Source organism: Paraglaciecola mesophila, assembly GCF_009906955.1.
Classification (GTDB): Bacteria; Pseudomonadota; Gammaproteobacteria; order Enterobacterales; family Alteromonadaceae; genus Paraglaciecola; species Paraglaciecola mesophila_A.
On record NZ_CP047656.1, the window covers coordinates 3,112,135 to 3,129,640 of the forward strand.

Annotated in this window: 17 protein-coding genes; 9 read left to right on the forward strand and 8 right to left on the reverse strand. The window is 45.1% G+C overall.

Translation table 11 applies throughout. The annotated features are described in order from the left end of the window. The first annotated feature begins 29 nt into the window (after nt 1–29). Nucleotides 30–1,373, forward strand: a complete 1,344-nt coding sequence (locus FX988_RS13455) for an MATE family efflux transporter (RefSeq protein WP_160180545.1) — start codon at nt 30–32, stop codon at nt 1,371–1,373. Nucleotides 1,374–1,608: 235 nt separating this feature from the next. Here the strand turns inward: FX988_RS13455 and nfuA are convergent, their stop codons facing one another. Beyond that, nucleotides 1,609–2,187 (reverse strand): Fe-S biogenesis protein NfuA, encoded by a 579-nt coding sequence (gene nfuA, locus FX988_RS13460; RefSeq protein WP_007990881.1) that lies wholly within the window; start codon nt 2,185–2,187, stop codon nt 1,609–1,611. 147 nt (nt 2,188–2,334) lie between these two features. Here nfuA and FX988_RS13465 point away from each other — a divergent pair, with 147 nt between their 5' ends. After that, nucleotides 2,335–4,893: a M14 metallopeptidase family protein gene (locus FX988_RS13465; protein WP_160180547.1), complete on the forward strand. Its 2,559-nt coding sequence runs from the start codon at nt 2,335–2,337 to the stop codon at nt 4,891–4,893. Here FX988_RS13465 and FX988_RS13470 read toward each other — a convergent pair. Continuing rightward, nucleotides 4,877–5,554, reverse strand: a complete 678-nt coding sequence (locus FX988_RS13470; RefSeq protein WP_160180549.1) for a ComF family protein — start codon at nt 5,552–5,554, stop codon at nt 4,877–4,879. The genes FX988_RS13465 and FX988_RS13470 overlap by 17 nt on opposite strands. Nucleotides 5,555–5,632: 78 nt before the next feature. Here FX988_RS13470 and bioH point away from each other — a divergent pair, with 78 nt between their 5' ends. The 3 genes from bioH to FX988_RS13485 all read left to right on the forward strand — a co-directional run bounded on the left by bioH (nt 5,633) and on the right by FX988_RS13485 (nt 7,788). Beyond that, nucleotides 5,633–6,421, forward strand: a complete 789-nt coding sequence (gene bioH, locus FX988_RS13475; RefSeq protein ID WP_160180550.1) for a pimeloyl-ACP methyl ester esterase BioH — start codon at nt 5,633–5,635, stop codon at nt 6,419–6,421. Nucleotides 6,422–6,489: 68 nt separating this feature from the next. Beyond that, nucleotides 6,490–6,753, forward strand: coding sequence for a hypothetical protein (locus tag FX988_RS13480; RefSeq protein WP_160180552.1), 264 nt, complete (start codon nt 6,490–6,492; stop codon nt 6,751–6,753). Between the two features lie 39 nt (nt 6,754–6,792). Beyond that, nucleotides 6,793–7,788 carry a putative metalloprotease CJM1_0395 family protein gene (locus tag FX988_RS13485; protein WP_160180553.1) on the forward strand — a complete coding sequence of 332 codons (996 nt, stop codon included), beginning with the start codon at nt 6,793–6,795 and terminating at the stop codon, nt 7,786–7,788. A 68-nt stretch (nt 7,789–7,856) separates the two neighbouring features. On the opposite strand, the gene FX988_RS13490 is transcribed toward FX988_RS13485, so the two are convergent. The 5 genes from FX988_RS13490 to fkpA all read right to left on the reverse strand — a co-directional run bounded on the left by FX988_RS13490 (nt 7,857) and on the right by fkpA (nt 13,311). Further along, complete coding sequence (locus FX988_RS13490) at nt 7,857–8,297, reverse strand: hypothetical protein (RefSeq protein WP_160180555.1); 441 nt, start codon at nt 8,295–8,297, stop codon at nt 7,857–7,859. Between the two features lie 250 nt (nt 8,298–8,547). After that, nucleotides 8,548–10,878: a Tex family protein gene (locus FX988_RS13495; RefSeq protein ID WP_160180557.1), complete on the reverse strand. Its 2,331-nt coding sequence runs from the start codon at nt 10,876–10,878 to the stop codon at nt 8,548–8,550. 345 nt (nt 10,879–11,223) lie between these two features. After that, complete coding sequence (locus tag FX988_RS13500) at nt 11,224–11,508, reverse strand: hypothetical protein (RefSeq protein ID WP_160180559.1); 285 nt, start codon at nt 11,506–11,508, stop codon at nt 11,224–11,226. 93 nt (nt 11,509–11,601) lie between these two features. Next, complete coding sequence (gene greB / locus FX988_RS13505) at nt 11,602–12,078, reverse strand: transcription elongation factor GreB (protein ID WP_160180561.1); 477 nt, start codon at nt 12,076–12,078, stop codon at nt 11,602–11,604. 483 nt (nt 12,079–12,561) lie between these two features. Beyond that, complete coding sequence (fkpA, locus tag FX988_RS13510; RefSeq protein WP_160180563.1) at nt 12,562–13,311, reverse strand: FKBP-type peptidyl-prolyl cis-trans isomerase; 750 nt, start codon at nt 13,309–13,311, stop codon at nt 12,562–12,564. Nucleotides 13,312–13,428: 117 nt separating this feature from the next. On the opposite strand from fkpA, the gene FX988_RS13515 reads away from it, so the two are divergent. Both FX988_RS13515 and FX988_RS13520 read left to right on the forward strand, forming a co-directional pair. Next, nucleotides 13,429–14,403 (forward strand): WD40 repeat domain-containing protein, encoded by a 975-nt coding sequence (locus tag FX988_RS13515; RefSeq protein WP_160180565.1) that lies wholly within the window; start codon nt 13,429–13,431, stop codon nt 14,401–14,403. Between the two features lie 12 nt (nt 14,404–14,415). After that, entirely contained in the window at nt 14,416–14,628 is a 213-nt protein-coding gene (locus FX988_RS13520; RefSeq protein WP_160180567.1) for a SlyX family protein, read from the forward strand. Between the two features lie 52 nt (nt 14,629–14,680). Here FX988_RS13520 and FX988_RS13525 read toward each other — a convergent pair whose 3' ends face one another. Further along, the gene (locus FX988_RS13525) at nt 14,681–14,887 is read right to left on the reverse strand and encodes a YheV family putative zinc ribbon protein (RefSeq protein WP_006993525.1); all 207 of its coding nucleotides are present in this window, start codon (nt 14,885–14,887) and stop codon (nt 14,681–14,683) included. 79 nt (nt 14,888–14,966) lie between these two features. Between FX988_RS13525 and FX988_RS13530 the strand changes: the two genes are divergently transcribed. After that, nucleotides 14,967–16,904, forward strand: coding sequence for an ATP-binding cassette domain-containing protein (locus FX988_RS13530; RefSeq protein ID WP_160180569.1), 1,938 nt, complete (start codon nt 14,967–14,969; stop codon nt 16,902–16,904). 40 nt (nt 16,905–16,944) lie between these two features. Further along, entirely contained in the window at nt 16,945–17,502 is a 558-nt protein-coding gene (locus tag FX988_RS13535; protein ID WP_160180571.1) for a GNAT family N-acetyltransferase, read from the forward strand. The last annotated feature ends 4 nt before the right edge of the window (nt 17,503–17,506 follow it).

Below are 17,506 nucleotides of genomic sequence, written 5' to 3' on the forward strand. Positions count from 1 at the left end.
TTATTCTTTATATTAAAGTGAGAATATCCTTGGCTTTATCTCAGGCTTTAGCACAGCAACGCTTTTGGCATTTTGCTTCACATCGACAGCTCATTCTATTAGCACTGCCGATGATCCTAAGTAATATCACTACGCCACTGATTGGTATGGTGGATACCGCCGTACTAGGCCACATGGGCAGCAGTCATTATTTAGCAGGCGCTGCGATAGCATCACTGATATTGACCCAAACCTATTGGTTGTGTGGTTTTATTCGTATGTCGAGCACAGGCTTAAGTGCCCAAGCTAAAGGCGAACAGAGTAACGAAAGTAAAAGTCGTGTCTTTTGGCAAAGCTGCAGTGTCGCCCTTGTGATAGGCATTGCGATTTGGGCGGCGCAAACGCCATTACTCGCCTTAGGTATTCATTTCGCCCAACCAGAAGCTCAGTTACTCAGTGTGATTCAACAATATTTCAGTGTGCGTATTCTCGGCGCGCCCGCTGCCTTGGTGAATTTGGCAATTATTGGTTGGCTTATCGGTCAACAAAAAACCAAACACGTCTTATATATTCAAGTGTTTGCTAATTTATTAAACGCAGGGCTAAGTATATTGCTGGTGTTTGTGTTTGACGCCGGTGTGAAAGGCGTTGCGCTCGCTAGTGTTGCCGCCGAGTACAGTATCTTTTTACTAGGTGTGTGGGTTGCTGCGCGGGGCATGGGGCTGCAAATGCCTCGTTGGGATCTTTGGCGCTGGTCAGCATTGGCACAACTAATGAGCCTAAACGGATACAGCTTTGTGCGCAATTTAGCCCTGCAGCTGTGTTTGGCGTTTGTGATTTTTCAGGGCGCTAGGTTTGGGCCTTTAACCGCTGCTAGCAATGCGATCATTATGCAGTTTTTCGCTTTGATCGCATTAGGCTTAGACGGCATAGCCTATGCTGTTGAGGCATTAACGGGAGAGGCTAAAGGTAAAAAAGACGCTAACGAAATCAACCGTGTGGTGTTGCGTGGGCTATTTTGGTCCTCTGTTGTGGCAGTCGGCTATAGCTTGAGTTTTGCTTTATTTGGTCAGCAGATCATCGCCATATTAACTGACTTACCTGAGCTAAGAGCTTTCAGTGCACAATATTTAATCATCATCTGGTTATTGCCGCTCGTGAGCCATTGGTGCTTTTTACTCGATGGGGTGTTTGTCGGGCTAACGCGTGCTAAAGCGATGCAAAACAGTATGTTGCTGAGTGCTTTATGTTTCTTTTTTCCAAGCTGGTGGTTATTGCAACCGTTCGAGAACTACGCATTATGGGTTGCCTTGTTATTACTCATGCTAGGGCGAGGCCTTAGTCTTGGCGGTTACTTTGCCTATCTCTATCGCGGCGGGCGCTTGATAGGGTAAACGCACTTTGCATGCGGTAAGCCAAAATGCCCAAATACCCGAAAAGTGCCAATGCACATCCAATGCAGAGTGCTATCAAACCAGGGATTTGTAACCACACCCAGTAGGTACTTCCAGTAAAAATAAGCGCTGCGCCGATAACAAAAAAGCCGAGACCGTATTTAAAACGACCCCAGCTTTTATGTGGATCAGCAGCTAATTTTCTCAGCTGCTTTCTAAGCATACGACTGTCTAATTAGTAGTAAGAGTGCTCACCGGCTTCATGCTCGGTAGCATCTTTTACTGCGGTTAACTCACCAGAAAATTGGGCGAGCATTTGCTTTTCAATACCGTCTTTAAGGGTCACATCAACCATAGAGCAACCATTACAACCACCTCCAAATTGCAATATCGCCTCGCCCTTGTCGGTAATCTCCATCAACATAACCTTGCCGCCATGGCTGGCAAGCTGCGGATTGATTTCTGACTCGATCATATAATTGATACGCTCTTCTAGTGGCGCATCATCATCCACTTTACGTGCTTTGGCGTTTGGCGCTTTCAAGGTTAATTGAGAGCCCATTTGGTCAGTCACAAAGTCGATTTCTGCTTCGCTTAAAAAAGGTGCACTTTCTGCATCAACAACAGCGTCAAAGCCATTGAACTCTAAAGTGGTGTCGGTTGGCTCCACTGCATCTGGCGGGCAATAAGAAACCCCACATTCTGCGCTAGGTGTACCAGGGTTAACAACAAAAACTCGAATATTCGTGTCAGGCTCTTGTTTTTCAAGCAATTTACAAAAATGTGCTTGGGCTGTATCTGAAATTGAAATCATAAAAAAGGTCCTGTTGTAGAAACATATTCGGATTATATCAAAATTACTTGACTAAAACACTCAAGTAATAAGGTTTACTTATGTCAATTTTAGCTAAAACATGCGAACCTTTTATCTTTATATTGATGTAATAAAAGGTGTAGGTGTATGAAGTGCGGTTGGTTTTGGGGAGCTGTGGGTATCGTTTTATGGTCTTTTTCCGTGCAAGCGCTCACAGACAGTGATTATTTACCTGCCAATACGCAGTACAATGCAGACATTCCTAGCCCATCACAAGTACTAGGCGCCCCCGTAGGTGAATGGCACGTTCGTCATGATCAATTAGTGGAATACATGCGTGTTTTAGCAGATAAGTCTGACAGGGTGTCATTGCGTGAAACAGGCAGAACCCATGAAAACCGCCCTTTGTTATTACTCACGTTTACCACAGCGAAAAATCAGCAAAATATAGAGCGCATTCGTCAGACACATCTCTCGTCGTTTGGGCAAAAGAGTCAATCCGACGACCCGTTGATTCTATGGATGGGCTACAGCGTACATGGTGACGAGTCTTCTGGGGCTAACGCCGCATTGCTCGTGGCTTATTACTTGGCGGCAGCGCAAGGAGAGGTGGTTGAGCAATTACTTGAGAACAATATTGTATTGATGGAGCCTAGTATTAACCCAGATGGGTTATCACGATTTGCTCAATGGGCCAATGGCAATCGTGGTCAACAGTTAGTCGCCGATCCAAACCACAGAGAGCATCAACAACCATGGCCAACCGGGCGAACCAACCATTATATGTTCGACTTAAATCGTGATTGGCTATTGTTGACGCACCCAGAGTCTCAAGCTCGTATTGCTGAGTTCCATCGTTGGCGTCCACACGTACTTACCGATTTTCATGAGATGGGCACCAACAGTAGTTATTTCTTCCAGCCGGGAATCGCCTCACGCAATAACCCTTGGACGCCCAATCGCAATATCGAGTTGACTGCCGAATTAGCCAAGTTTCATGCCGCTGCGCTTGATGAATCAAAGCAGCTGTATTTTACCCAAGAAGCCTATGATGATTTTTACTATGGTAAGGGCTCTACCTACCCAGATGCGCAGGGCAGCATCGGCATTTTATTTGAACAGGCTAGCAGTCGCGGACATAAGCAAGAATCTATTCATGGGGTACTCAGTTTTACTGAGACCATTCAAAATCAGGTCAGCACATCACTTTCCACCTTCAAAGGCGCCCTAGCAAATAAAGCAGCATTGCTTGCCTACCCAGCCGAGTTTACCGAGCAAACCAATGAGTTAAGAAAAGACGACAAAATCGTTGGTTATTTGCTAAGTGAATCTAAAGATGCCACGCGGTTTTCTGAGCTCAAATCGATATTGCGCCAACACCAGATCCAATTTAACTACCTTGAAAAAGAAGTGAGCATTGACGAGCTGACCTATCAGCCACTAAATAGTATTTTTGTATCATTAAATCAGCCTCAGTATCGATTAATTAAGTCTCTTTTTTCTGAGCGAAAAAGTTTCGACGACAATAGCTTTTACGATGTATCTAGTTGGAACCTGCCACTGGCGTTCAATATTCAATACTCACCCGTAGAGCGAAAGTTATGGCGTAAAGTCCCTGTCGCTAATGAGCAAAACAGCCAATTGCAAAAACACACTAAACTTGAAGGCGAAAATGCCTATGCATATGGTTTTTCGTGGGCGGACTCCAAGGCCCCGGCCTTGCTTAATCAGCTTTTGAGTGCAGGCGTGCAGGTTAAAATTGCCGGCTCAGACTTTGCTGCTACAACAGATCAGGGAAACATCAGTTTTAGTGCTGGCTCAGTATTGATACCCATGGCGTTAGCGCAGCCGGATAACTTATTGTCATTACTTAACAAGGGTGCGGCACAAACAAACATTAAAGTGTGGCTTATTCTGTCTGGTTTAACCGCTCAAGGTATTGATATCGGCAGTCGCGAAATGCATCTGGTTAAAGCCCCTCAAGTGTTACTAGTAGGAGGGCAAGGTACGTCGCAATATGAGGCAGGCGAAGCATGGCATTATTTAGACACTGTAGTCGGTATGCCGGTAACCATCACTGATTTACCTCGATTATCACAGCTTGATCTGGGGCGTTATACACACATTGTATGGGTGAGTGGGGATTATAGTGAGGTGCCTGAAAAGACCGTAAGAACCCTAGAAAAATGGCTATCTGCTGGTGGCGTAATGATAGGACAGCGCACGGCCGCGAAATGGTTTGCTGATAAAGACTGGCTTAAGGCCTCGTTTCTCAGTCAGGATGAAATCAAGCGGGCATTCTCAGTGACTGGCCTTGCCTATGCAGATAAAGATCAACTCTCTGCAAAGCAGCGTATCGCAGGAGCGATATTTGATACTCGATTAGATACCAGCCACCCTCTTACCTTCGGATTACCGCGGGAACATTTGCCTTCATTCAAAAACAGCACTGTGGTCATGCGGGTTCCCAAAACTCCCTTCGTCACGGTAGGGCGTTATACGTCTACATCGCTTATGTCTGGTTATGCAGCAGACGAATTGCAGGAGCTCATTGACGATAGCGCTTCAATCGTGGCTCACAATGTTGGAAAGGGTAAGATCATCGCCTTTGTTGATGATCCAAATTTTCGTGGCTATTGGCGCGGCACAAGGCGCTTGCTAAGTAACGCGATATTCCTGTCAGGTTTGATTAATGCTCAAGGGTAAGGCACATACTCCATATTTCTATTTGTAAATCGGGATGATGTTTTTTCATCAATTGATACAGGGCTTCAACAGTGGCGCCTGTGGTGATGACATCATCCAATATTGCTAGATGTTGGTAGTTAAAAGGTCGATGTAGGGCAAAGGCATTTTTCATGTTGGCTTTTCGTTGCACACTGGAGAGTGAGGTCTGGCTTTGTGTGGCTTTTTGCCGAGTGACGATATCTGTGGCAAGGGGAATACCTGTCAAAGCTGAAATACACTTTCCCAGTTCAACGCTCTGGTTGTATTTGCGCTCTTGATAACGAGCGGGGTGCAGAGGAACAGGAATAATAGCTTGCGGCAATGTCGAGTCGGCGTTCAATACATGGGAAACAAAAAGTTTGGCTAATGCGCTGGCATGAACAATTTTATTAGAAAATTTTAAGCCCGTCAGTAATCGTGAAAGAGGCCATTGATAATCAGCCAGTGCTAGTACTTTATTGGCTGAAAGGTGTTTTAGGCCTCGTTGCGCTTTAGGCCAGTTCAGTAAATTGTAGTCATACTTTTCCCACGAAAATAGCACTAGGTCGTCCTCGCAATAGCCACAAATAAGCGTATTACTATGCTGCAAACACAATAAACATTGATGTGCTTTTTTGAGGCTTAATTGACTAAAGGGCATTACATATACGCCATATACTTGATTTCACTTTTTTCATCTCTACACTGACACGCCAGTTCTTAAGAGTAGATGAAATAAATGCACACGATGTTAAAAACACGCACCGCTGGCAGTGGGCCAAATCTTGTCTTACTTCATGGTTGGGGAGTTAATAGCGGTGTATGGCAGCCAATAGCAGCGCAACTAGAGCAACAATTCAGCGTTACCTACGTTGATTTACCAGGTTTTGGTGAGAACTATCAGGCCTTATCTAAGCCATACGATTTAGCAAATTTGGCAGCAAGCGTCGCAAGCGTTATCCCTGAGAATAGCCTACTTGCGGGGTGGTCATTAGGTGGTTTAGTAGCGCAGAAGATTGCATTGCATGAACCTGCAAAAGTTAGCCAACTCGTATTAATAGCAAGCTCGCCCAAATTTCAAAAAAGTGATGATTGGCCAGGGATTGAACCTACAATTTTGCAGACGTTTTCACAGCAGTTAGTCAAAAACTTAAGTAAAACAATAGATCGCTTTTTGGCGATACAGGCAATGGGCAGCGATTCAGCCAAAACAGATATCAAGAAAATAAAAAGTAGTATCGAAGCGTCACCTCAGGCTGACATCGCGGCGCTAACGGCAGGGTTAAAAATTCTTGAACAAGTTGACTTAAGAACTGAACTTGCATCGCTTACCATGCCAGTACATTGGATGTTGGGCCGGTTAGACAGCTTAGTTCCCGCAAAGTTAAATGAATATGTACAACAAAAGTTACCGTCAAATCACAGCGTCAGCGTTTTTCCTCACGCGTCCCACGCGCCGTTTATCTCCCACACTGAGCATTTTCTAGCTGATTTTATGGCAGCTTTTAATGAAAGTACGCTTAAATAAAAAGTTACTGTTAAAAGTGCGTCTTTTGGTTAATAATTAACCATGAGAGGTTAGTAGAGGTATTCAGTGTGGACATTTCAAATAGCAGCAACATTAGTGGCGCGTTTGCCAGTGGTTTACAGGGTGTGCAGCGCGGCAACGAGCAGGTCACCCAGGCATCAAGCGATATCGCCAATTTAACTAGCGCGTCAGCACAAGGCAGTTCGACAGGTGTTAACCTGAGCGACAGTGTTGTGGAGCTTAAAACCGGTGCGCTAGGTGTTGAAGCCTCTGCCAAAGTGTTAAGTGTAGCAAATGACACTTTGGGAACACTGCTAGACACCTTTGCTTAATTTAATAAACCAGTCAGTAGGTAATATTGAAAGACTAACATGAACATTGTAACGCCTATTCCTACGGCGGTTGTGTTTACGACTGCCAACATCAACACGGAAGCTGCACGCAGAGATAATACCCTGCGTGAAACAGTGCCAGCGTTGACTGGGTCTGAAAATTCAGCCGCAGAATCGGGATTAGCTAGCGAACATGACAAAGTTAAAACTCCCGCTCAGCCACTTGTTTATGAGCGCCCCCAAATTCAATCTCAAGGTGAACCTGCATCAGATGTGCAGCAAAATGTTGAGAAGGACGCGACCGAGCAAGAAACGACCGAACAAGAAAGTGCAGGTAAAGAAAACGCTGAGCAAGAGCAACAAGCTCAGCAAGAACAACAAGAAAAAGCACAAATAGACGAGCTGAAAAAGCGAGACGCCGAAGTACGCACTCATGAACAAGCGCATGCCAACACTGGCGGGCAATACGCCGGCGCACCTCAATATGAATATACCACTGGGCCTGATGGTAAGCGTTATGCTACTGGCGGTGAAGTTTCTATTGATGTGTCAGAAGAAAATACGCCGGAAGATACCATTCGTAAGATGCAGCAAGTTAAAGCTGCCGCGCTTGCCCCTGCTGAGCCTTCAGCCCAAGATTTAAGAGTGGCAGCAGAGGCCGCTCAGAAAACCTTTGAAGCACGCAAAGAATTAGCCGCAGAAAAAAGTGAAGGCGTCGGTGTCGTTGCTCAAGATGTTGGTCAAAAGGAGAGCGTGCAGGCAACAGGACAATTTACTGCGCAGTCTGAGTTTGGTCCCGAGCTTGACGAAATAGTACGAGGCACCGATGAAGGTACGCCAATTCGTAGTTTAGACGCAGCAGATGTGGAGAATGCTACGCTTAAAAGCGAACGTTCTGCGTTCGCTAGCGACACAGACACAGGGTTTAACGCCGAAGCTAGAGATGATAATACGCTTATCGCCGAGCGCGTTGTTCAGCGTTACTACCAAGGCGTCAGTGAACCTAAACATTTTGCTTTAAACTATTCTGCTTGATTTACAGCTTCCATTTTAGTTAATTTATTAGCGCCGCTTATGACTATAAGCGGCGTTTTTCGTTGGCATTAATAGCCGTAATTGTTCGCGAACTGACGCTTGTCGTCAGGAGTTGCTACTTCGTTACAAGCACCTATAATGTGCAGTCGACCGCTTGATTCATAGTTGTCTATTTCGACGTATCCTTCACGGCAATAGCCCGTGTCCCTTAATTTCGTTTCAAGGTGAGTAAACAGCACGTCAAGGGGGCTTTCATTAGCCATATCACCCTTTGCTTGGTTTTTGTTTTCACTTCCATGTTTGGGCGGTGGGCCGCCTGCCTCCCTGCGCTCGGGCTTACTTTCGTCTGCACCTTGGCCGGCGCTAATACTAAAATTAAACACCTTTTTATTATCGCTCTTAATACTCGTGGCGAACATATCGGGCTGTTTTACCTGTGGGCGGCTTTTATTGGCACAAGCACTCAAGAAAATAGGCATTAGAAGTAGTAGTAGTTTTTTTGTCGTCATAGTGGACTCAATGTTATTAATAGTCGAAGGAGCGTTTACTCTGTGTATGACGTAATACGGCGTGGGTTAGTTTCTATGGGTAATGTAAAAGCTGAGTAAAGGCTACGCTTTAATAGAGATAACGGGGAGGTCTGGCGCTGGGCTTAGCTGACGTTGGCCAAAAAGCGTAATAGTTTTCCAATGCATAAAAAACCGGCGGGCTAAGCCACCGGTTAATTATGCATCGCGCTCAAAGATCTAATTAGCAGTGTTAGTTCTTTTTCGCTTTGGCAAAGGCATCAGCAAAGGCGTTACCCATGGCTTGATTGGCCGAAGCGGGTGATGGTTTTTTACTGTGAGATCTACCGCCTGACTTATTGTTCGGGCGTGGTTTGTTCTCGCTATTGGTGCGGCTTGTGTTAGCCTGTGCTTTTACATCGTCATTCAAACGCATAGTGAATGAAACACGTTTGCGTGCTACATCGACTTCCATCACTTTGACCTTAACAATGTCGCCGGTTTTCACGATTTCCCGTGGATCAGAAATGAATTTGTCTGTCATGGCAGAGATATGCACTAAGCCGTCTTGGTGAACACCTACATCAACAAAAGCGCCAAAATTTGCTACATTGCTCACGACGCCTTCTAAAATCATACCCTCTTTCAAATCACTTAACGACGAAACGCCTTCTTTGAAGGTAGCGGTTTTAAACTCAGGGCGAGGATCGCGTCCAGGTTTGAGTAATTCATTGATGATGTCAGTTACCGTGGGGAGTCCGAAGGTGTCATCAACAAATTGTTGAGGTTCAAGCTTTTTCAGCAGTTCGGTATTACCTATCAAATCATTTACCGCACTGCCTGAATTGCTCACTATGGCTTGTACTACTGGGTAAGCTTCAGGGTGAACCGCCGATGCATCTAATGGGTTACTGCCATTGACGATGCGCAAAAAACCAGCTGCTTGCTCATACGCTTTTGGCCCCAGGCGCTCTACTTTTAGTAAGTCTTTACGGCTACTAAATGCACCGTTGGCATCTCTGAAGTTCACGATGTTGGTTGCCAGTGTACGGTTTAAGCCAGAAACATGGCTTAGTAGCGCAGCTGAGGCCATATTTAAATCAACACCAACGGCGTTTACACAGTCCTCTATGACTCGATCCAAAGAGCGGCCTAAATTGCTTTGGCTTACGTCATGTTGATATTGGCCGACACCGATTGCTTTAGGCTCGATTTTAACCAGCTCAGCGAGAGGGTCTTGCAAACGCCTAGCGATAGATACCGCGCCGCGAAGCGACACATCCATATCGGGTAATTCGTTTGATGCCAGCTCAGATGCTGAATAAACCGATGCGCCGGCTTCACTGACCATAATTTTGCTTAGACCCAACTCAGGGTTCGCCTTAATGACTTCTGCGGCAAGCTTATCTGTTTCACGTGAGCCCGTGCCGTTACCAATACTGATTAGCTTCACTTTGTGCTGTTTACAAAGCATGCCTAGCGTGCGCAGGCTTTTGTCCCACAAGTTTTGCGGCACATGGGGGAATATAGTGCTGGTGGCCACCACTTTACCTGTGGCGTCCACAATGGCTACTTTTACGCCCGTGCGTAAACCCGGATCAAGACCCATGGTCGTTTTCGCACCGGCAGGTGCGGCCATAAGTAAGTCGTTCAGGTTTTTGGCAAATACCTGAATCGCTTCTTGTTCGGCTTTTTCTTTTATTACACCGAACAATTCTGTTTCCATGTGCAGAGCAATTTTTATCTTCCACGTCCATTGAACCACACTTGCTAACCATGCATCTGCCCCTCGATTACTAAAGTTCAAACCTAAATGCTTGGCAATAATGTGCTCACCAAACGAGCTTTTGTCCGACTCGTCTTTTTGCGGGTCAGCATCCATCGATACTTGCAAAAAATTCTCATTGCGGCCACGAAACAGTGCAAGGCAGCGGTGAGATGGTATTTTGCTTAGGCGTTCGCTGTGTTCGAAGTAATCTGAATATTTGGCCGCTTCTTTTTCTTTGCCTTTCACCACGTTACTTCTGATATGCGCGTTTTCCATAAGATACTGACGCACTTTTTGCAGCAATGTGGCGTCTTCAGCGAAGCGCTCCATCAAGATGAACTTAGCCCCTTCTAACGCGGCTTTTTCATCTGGTACGCCTTTATCTGGGGCAATAAATTTTGCCGCTTCAGATTCGGGGGTTAGTGTTGGGTCAGCAAACAAGGCGTCGGCTAAAGGCTGTAAGCCTGCCTCGATGGCTATTTGCCCTTTTGTGCGGCGCTTAGGTTTGTACGGTAGGTACAAATCTTCTAATTCGGTTTTGTTATCGCAGCTTAAAATACTGCGCTTAAGCTGGTCTGTTAGTTTGCCTTGTTCGTCAATTGTTTTGAGGATTACGTTACGTCTGTCATTGATATCACGCAGGTACACCAAGCGTTGTTCAAGTTGGCGAAGTTGGGTATCGTCTAAACCGTTAGTGGCTTCTTTACGATAGCGAGCAATAAAAGGAACACTCGAGCCTTCATCTAACAAGGTGACGGCAGCTTGTACTTGAGTGGGTTTTACTTGAAGTTCACTCGCGATTTTTTCAATGATCATGTAACGGCCCTATTTTGGCGAAGTTATGCAGATTTTACATATTAAACAATTAGCTCAACAAGGCTATATATGGCCTTCAGGGAAAAATACCAGAGTAGGTCAGCATTATTACTGATTATTTTTGAAATTGCAGAGTTGTAAAAAAGAGGACGTGTATCCTCTATGTGGTTGTTTCGGTCTAGTTTCTATCTTCTTCTATTTCAGCCTTAGACTCATTAAATAAAAAACGAAAGTAATTAAATCCACCCAACACTTTGAATATCTCAGATACGCTATCTACTAAGACCGCAAGATATTATGAATCGATTATTCAATCCCTAAGTACAAATATATGAAAATAGTAAGTTAACCTTCAATACACCTGAACGATAATTCATATCTAGCAAATACACCGAGCGAAACAGGTACGGATATTTCATCCAATATTTCTACCTTCTTGTTTTGCTTTATACATATGTCGTTAGATTCGTTTAACGCATCTGCTTTTAAACTCGCTAGCCTAAAAGTACCAGTGAGCATACTTCCACCCTCTTTTAATATTCGATATTCATCATTGACTCGTGCGATATCACTTGTAGCACAGCCAAAAAGGGAAATGAGAATAATTGCTTGCGAACACATAGACTTCATAGAAAATTTATCCTTTTAATAGAGCATCAATGTCGATATACCTTTAATTTTCAGCATGACGTAGATAGTTTGACAAAAAAATGTGTCCTATATCTACTTTTTATATTCAATTGAGGTGATATACCAATCCTTGTAGCCGGTGGGGGTTTTGACGCTGGCGACATCATCCACTTCTTTCTTGATTAAGGCTCTGGCCATGGGGGAGTCGATAGAAATGTAGCCTTTGGCATCACCGTAGATTTCTTCTGGACCAACGATGCGAAATTGCTTTGTTTCGCCTTCATCGTTTTCAATTTCTACCCAAGCACCAAAAAATACTTTGCCTGCTTGTTGAGGAGAGTAATTAACGATTTGTAACTCAGGCAGGAGCTTGCGCAGGTAGCGAACGCGTCTGTCGATCTCTCTAAGCTTGCGTTTGTTGTACTGGTAATCCGCATTTTCACTTCTGTCACCCAAGCTGGCTGCCCATGTGACGATTTTGGTGATCTCGGGGCGTTGTTTTAACCACAGTTCATCATGCTCGTCGTTGAGTTTTCTGTAGCCTTCAGGGGTGATAAGTTTTGTTTTCAACGCTTGTCCTTTTAAAACAGATACTTGCATTTAGGTGTGAGGCTATCCGCGAAATTGTAAGGAATTTGCTTAAAGCCAGCAGGAATAAAAACTATTTTGTTAGCGCAATTTATTACAAAAATATGACCTTTTCCAGCTTCTGTTTTTTTCGACTTTAGTCTAGTCTTAAGTCATCAAATAGCTAACACGCAGCCGCGATAATTAGCCATCTGATCAGACCAAATTTACCCTTATTTTTTGGTGCTAAGGTAGGGCATCTGCAGAGATACAGCATACCAAATTCAAAAAATTACCCGGATATTCTGGGCCAAATAACCCTTTTGAAGGGTCGAAAACCGAGGGAATAAGGTTCAGCAAGGAAAGAGGCTGATGAGTAATGAAAAAACCGAACATATAATATGTTCGGTTTTTTTATGCCTGCGCATTGGGTACTAACACGGCAACCAATACGCAGGATTCATTTTAACAATACTGACGGCGTACTTATTCAGCAGCACCTTCAGCAGAAGCCACGTCTAATAGCTCTACTTCAAATACTAGCGTTGAGTTAGGCGTGATTTTACCTGTAGAGCGTTCGCCATAGGCAAGTTCAGATGGAATAAAGAATTTGAACTTAGAGCCCACTTTCATCAATTGCACGCCTTCAGTCCAACCTGGGATAACCCGTGATAGAGGGAAGGTTGCAGGCTCACCACGGCTATAAGATGAGTCAAACTCTGTACCGTCTAACAAGGTGCCTTTGTAGTGCACGGTTACTGTGTCTTCAGCAGTAGGAGATACGCCATCACCTTCGCTCATGACTTCATACTGTAAACCGGAATCCGTTACTGTTACGCCTTCACGCTCTGCATTTTCAGCTAAAAACTTCTCGCCTTCGGCAATATTGGTTTCTGCTTTTGCGTCAGAAATGGCTTTTTGCTTTTCACGAGATGCCGCTTCCATCGCAAGCGTCAAGGTTTGAATTTCTTTCATATCAAGCTGAGACTGACCTTGTAGCGCGGCTACAAACCCTTTAACGACGAGCTTTTTGTCTAGATTGACGTCCAAAGCTTCCTGCTCTTTCATTTTCTGCTCGATGAACTGCCCCACGCTCGCGCCCATTGCATAAGCTTGTTGTTGTGCTTCTGTTTCAAGCTTTTGTTCTTCAACTTTGAGTAAATCCGTGTCTTGTTGACCACACGCAGTAAGGCCAATGGCTGAGGTCATTAGAATCGCGATAGCGGTTTTTTTCATTTATTTCTCCCCTGAGATAATATGTGTCGAATACGTGACTTGTGAAGTGTTTCAACTTGATAAAGCGCTTATACTAAACGCCCTGAGTGAAAAGAGAAACCCAATAGGAACAATCCATTGACCGTCTTGTTACGATTAAGTTTAATTTTTTTCTTTTTAAGTGGCTGTAGTGGGCAGTCCTCAACACCGGTTGCTTCGTGGCGTCATGCGGACGACGGGGCGTATGCGGCAGATATATCAGCAGATGCTTCGCTTTCAGTGGTGTCGAGCGTGACGGAGGGGATTTCGGTTTGGGATCTACAGAAAAATGAAAAACGTTACACTTGGCAGCATCAAGGTGAGGGTAGTAATTTGGTCGCCAACGTACATATTGCCTTTGATAACACCTATGTGGTGACTGCTGATCGTGATGCATTTGCCCTTTGGAACATTACCAGCGGCGAGCCAGAAGGCTTCTGGCGCATTGACGAATCAAGTATTCGTGATGTGGCAGTATCAAACCAAGGGCGGGGAATACTGGTTGGTCGAGGCAATGGCAAAGTGATGTTTTTTGAGCCCAAAACCGGTCGTCGCTTAGAGTTTTTAGGGCATCAAGAAAAAGTGAACAGTGTGGATTTGTCTCCCAATGGCTTTTATGCCCTCACTGGCGGCAATGATTACGCAGCGTATTTGTGGGACACCCGCACAGGGCAAGTCATCCATACTTTTACCCATTCAAGTCGCGTGACCAAAGTAGCGCTAGACGATGAAGGGCGTTATGGATTTACGGCTGATAGCAAGCGCGATGCTCGCGTGTGGGATTTAGCCACAGGTGAAGAAGTGAGTAATTTGCATTACCTTGCTCGACAAAAAATATTTAGTACTGCCGTGTTTTCACAAGATGGGCAATATTTATTAACGGGTTCACCCGCTAAGCGGCTAAATTTATGGCGCGTTGCTGACGGTAAAGAAGTGCAAGAGTGGCAAGTGTCCCCCAGAGAAGGCAGCCGCCCGCAAACAGCGGTGGTGTATGGTGTGGGCTTTGCCAAACACAATCAAGTGGTGTCAGAAAGCAGCAGCGGTTTAGCTGAATTTTGGCAAATAAACCAGTAATTAGAGTAGGTTATGCAACACATAGAAGCAGATATAGAACAGCTACAAATGAAGGTCGCTTTTCAGGAAGACACCATTGAAGAGTTGAATAAAGCCTTGATCAAACAACAAAAGCAACTGGAGCTACTAGAGTTTCAGTTGTCACACGTGATCAACAAAGTAAAAGAAATTGAAGTGCCCAGTGGCGACTCACAGGAAGTTGAACCGCCACCACCGCATTATTAAGTGCTGGAATGGCGCTTTGTCGTTCGCCAAACTGTCCGCTAAATAAGCAAGGTTACTCTGGCTTAAATACGCCAATCACGTTTTCGCTTTGACGCGAGGCTTGGGTGACTTCTTTATCGGTTTGGGTTTGTTGGTAATGGCATTGTACACATTCCATCTTTTCAACATTGTTCTCGAAATAAAGCATTAAAGTATCCATGCTTTTGCATTGAGGGCAGGTTGCCCCGGCGATAAAGCGCTTTTTAATTTTCGTAGTCATAATCAAGAGGATTTCTTCGGTCTGTCATCTTGCTATCATACCGCAATCGACCGACTATGTTATCCGTCAATAGGTATTCATGATCCAAATTTCTGATTTATCCCTTATGCGTGGCAATAAAACCTTGCTACATGAAACCAACGCAGTGCTTTACCCGGGGCATAAAGCAGGGCTTATCGGTGCCAATGGCTGTGGTAAATCCAGCTTGTTTGCCCTTATCCGTGGCGAACTTCACCCCGAACAAGGTGACTGCAATATACCAAAAGACTGGCAAGTGGTCTCAGTTGCCCAAGAAACCCCTGCAGTTGAGCGTTCAGCCCTAGATTACGTTATTGACGGTGATAAGCGTTATCGGCGCTTACAGGCTGAATTAGCAGAGGCAGAAGCGGCCCAAGACGGTGTTAAAATAGCTGCGTTACATGGTCAGCTAGACCACGCAGGTGCTTATGATATTGAATCACGCGCGGCCACGATTTTGGCAGGCTTAGGCTTTGCCAATGAGGCGATATCACGCCCAGTGACTGCATTTTCAGGTGGTTGGCGTATGCGCTTGAACTTGGCGCAAGCGCTACTATGCCATTCGGATTTATTGCTACTCGATGAGCCCACCAACCACTTAGATTTAGACGCCGTTATTTGGCTTGAAAAATGGCTGCAGCGTTATACGGGCACACTCCTACTGATATCTCATGATAAGTCTTTTTTAGACAGTACAGTGAACGAGATCATCAGTGTTGAGCAACAGCAATTAGTCAGCTACACGGGTAACTATGATGCATTCGAGCGTCAGCGCGCAGAACGCCTACGTTTACAAAACCTGCAGTTTCAAAAGCAGCAAGACAAAATTGCTCATTTAGAGTCGTTTATTAATCGCTTTGGTGCCAAAGCCAGTAAAGCTAAGCAAGCTCAAAGCCGAGTAAAACAGTTAGAAAAAATGGAAACTCTGTTGCCTGCTCTTGCCGCTTCGCAGTTTAGTTTTGAGTTTTTTACACCGCCTAAGTTACCTAACCCCTTGGTAAAAATGGAGCAAGTGCAATTAGGCTACGACGACACCATTATTTTAGAAAAGCTGCACTTGAATTTAGTCCCCGGCAGTCGAATTGGTTTGCTTGGGCGAAATGGGGCCGGTAAGTCTACGTTGATCAAGTTACTCGCTGGTGAAAAGCAACCCATGCAAGGTATTTACGAAACCTCAGCTGGGCTGCGAATTGGTTATTTTGCTCAGCATCAGTTGGAATACCTCAGGGCTGATGATTCCGCATTAGCGCATATTCAGCGCCTAGACCCAAAAGCCACCGAACAAAGTCTGAGAGATTACTTGGGCGGCTTTGGTTTTAGAGGTGATGACGCCCTGGGCCGTGTTGCGCCTATGTCTGGCGGTGAAAAAGCACGTTTGGTTTTAGCGTTAACTGTGTATCAAAAACCCAATTTGTTGCTGCTCGATGAGCCCACCAACCATTTGGACTTGGATATGCGACAAGCGTTGAACATGGCCCTGCAGGGTTTTGAAGGGGCTATGGTGCTGGTATCTCACGATCGTTACTTACTCACATCGGTTTGTGATGACTTTTATTTGGTGGATAACCAACAAGTCACCATGTTTGATGGTGATTTAGATGATTACCGCGACTGGTTGCTCAAATCCGACCGTGAGAAGCAATCAGCCGATAAGCAGTCTACTAGCCAAGAAGGCGCTGAGAACAAAGAGCCAAAGCTAGATCGTAAGATTATTAAGCGCTTAGAAGCGCAGTTCAGGCAAGCGACGCAGTCTCTGCGTAAAACCGTTCAAACCCAAGAGAAAAAAATGGCCGACCTTGAAGCCAAACTTGAAGGCATAGAGCAAAAAATGGCAGATCCAGATATTTACGACGCGGATAAAAAAGCCGAACTAAAAGCGTTATTGGCCGACCAAGCAAGCTGTAAAATAGCTCAAGAAGAGGCTGAAATGCTGTGGCTAGATGCCCAAGAACAAATCGAAGCTAAGCAGGCAGAGTTTGATGCTCAGGTGACTGGTTAAACTCGCTATCGAAAATCGCTAAATACAGAAGGAGAAAAGGATGTCTCACCAACTGGAAACTGACAGGCTCATATTGCGAAACTGGAAGGCAAGCGACTATGAGCCATTCTACGCGTTAAATTCTGACCTTGAGGCCATGCGTTATTTCCCTTCACCCTACACTCGGGCGCAAAGCGATCACTTAGCGGACAAATGCCAATCTTTGATTCAGCAGCGAGGGTGGGGTTTGTGGGCGGTGAGTGAGAGAGAGGATGAGGCGTTTATTGGCTTTGTGGGTTTGCATACGCCAAATGCAAACATGCCGTGCTCCCCTTGTGTTGAGATAGGCTGGCGCCTGCTTCCTCAATATTGGGGTAATGGTTTTGCGACTGAAGGGGCGCACAAAGCCTTAGAATTTGCGTTTAAGGAATTGGCGTTGCCCGAGGTTGTGTCTTTTACCGCAAAGACTAATCAGCCATCGCGGGCGGTTATGCAGCGAATTGGCATGCACAACTCATTACATAATTTCATGCATCCCGATATTTACCCAGATAACCCGTTAGCTGAGCATGTCTTGTATCAACTGACGCGAAATGCTTGGTTTGAGCAAATCAGTTAGGGCG

Coding starts and splice junctions, on each gene's coding strand:
- nfuA (WP_007990881.1), bottom strand. CDS start 2,187: ATGATTTCAATTTCAGATACAGCCCAAGCACATTTTTGTAAATTGCTT.
- FX988_RS13465 (WP_160180547.1), top strand. CDS start 2,335: ATGAAGTGCGGTTGGTTTTGGGGAGCTGTGGGTATCGTTTTATGGTCT.
- FX988_RS13470 (WP_160180549.1), bottom strand. CDS start 5,554: ATGCCCTTTAGTCAATTAAGCCTCAAAAAAGCACATCAATGTTTATTG.
- bioH (WP_160180550.1), top strand. CDS start 5,633: ATGCACACGATGTTAAAAACACGCACCGCTGGCAGTGGGCCAAATCTT.
- FX988_RS13485 (WP_160180553.1), top strand. CDS start 6,793: ATGAACATTGTAACGCCTATTCCTACGGCGGTTGTGTTTACGACTGCC.
- FX988_RS13490 (WP_160180555.1), bottom strand. CDS start 8,297: ATGACGACAAAAAAACTACTACTACTTCTAATGCCTATTTTCTTGAGT.
- FX988_RS13495 (WP_160180557.1), bottom strand. CDS start 10,878: ATGATCATTGAAAAAATCGCGAGTGAACTTCAAGTAAAACCCACTCAA.
- FX988_RS13500 (WP_160180559.1), bottom strand. CDS start 11,508: ATGAAGTCTATGTGTTCGCAAGCAATTATTCTCATTTCCCTTTTTGGC.
- fkpA (WP_160180563.1), bottom strand. CDS start 13,311: ATGAAAAAAACCGCTATCGCGATTCTAATGACCTCAGCCATTGGCCTT.
- FX988_RS13520 (WP_160180567.1), top strand. CDS start 14,416: ATGCAACACATAGAAGCAGATATAGAACAGCTACAAATGAAGGTCGCT.
- FX988_RS13525 (WP_006993525.1), bottom strand. CDS start 14,887: ATGACTACGAAAATTAAAAAGCGCTTTATCGCCGGGGCAACCTGCCCT.
- FX988_RS13530 (WP_160180569.1), top strand. CDS start 14,967: ATGATCCAAATTTCTGATTTATCCCTTATGCGTGGCAATAAAACCTTG.
- FX988_RS13535 (WP_160180571.1), top strand. CDS start 16,945: ATGTCTCACCAACTGGAAACTGACAGGCTCATATTGCGAAACTGGAAG.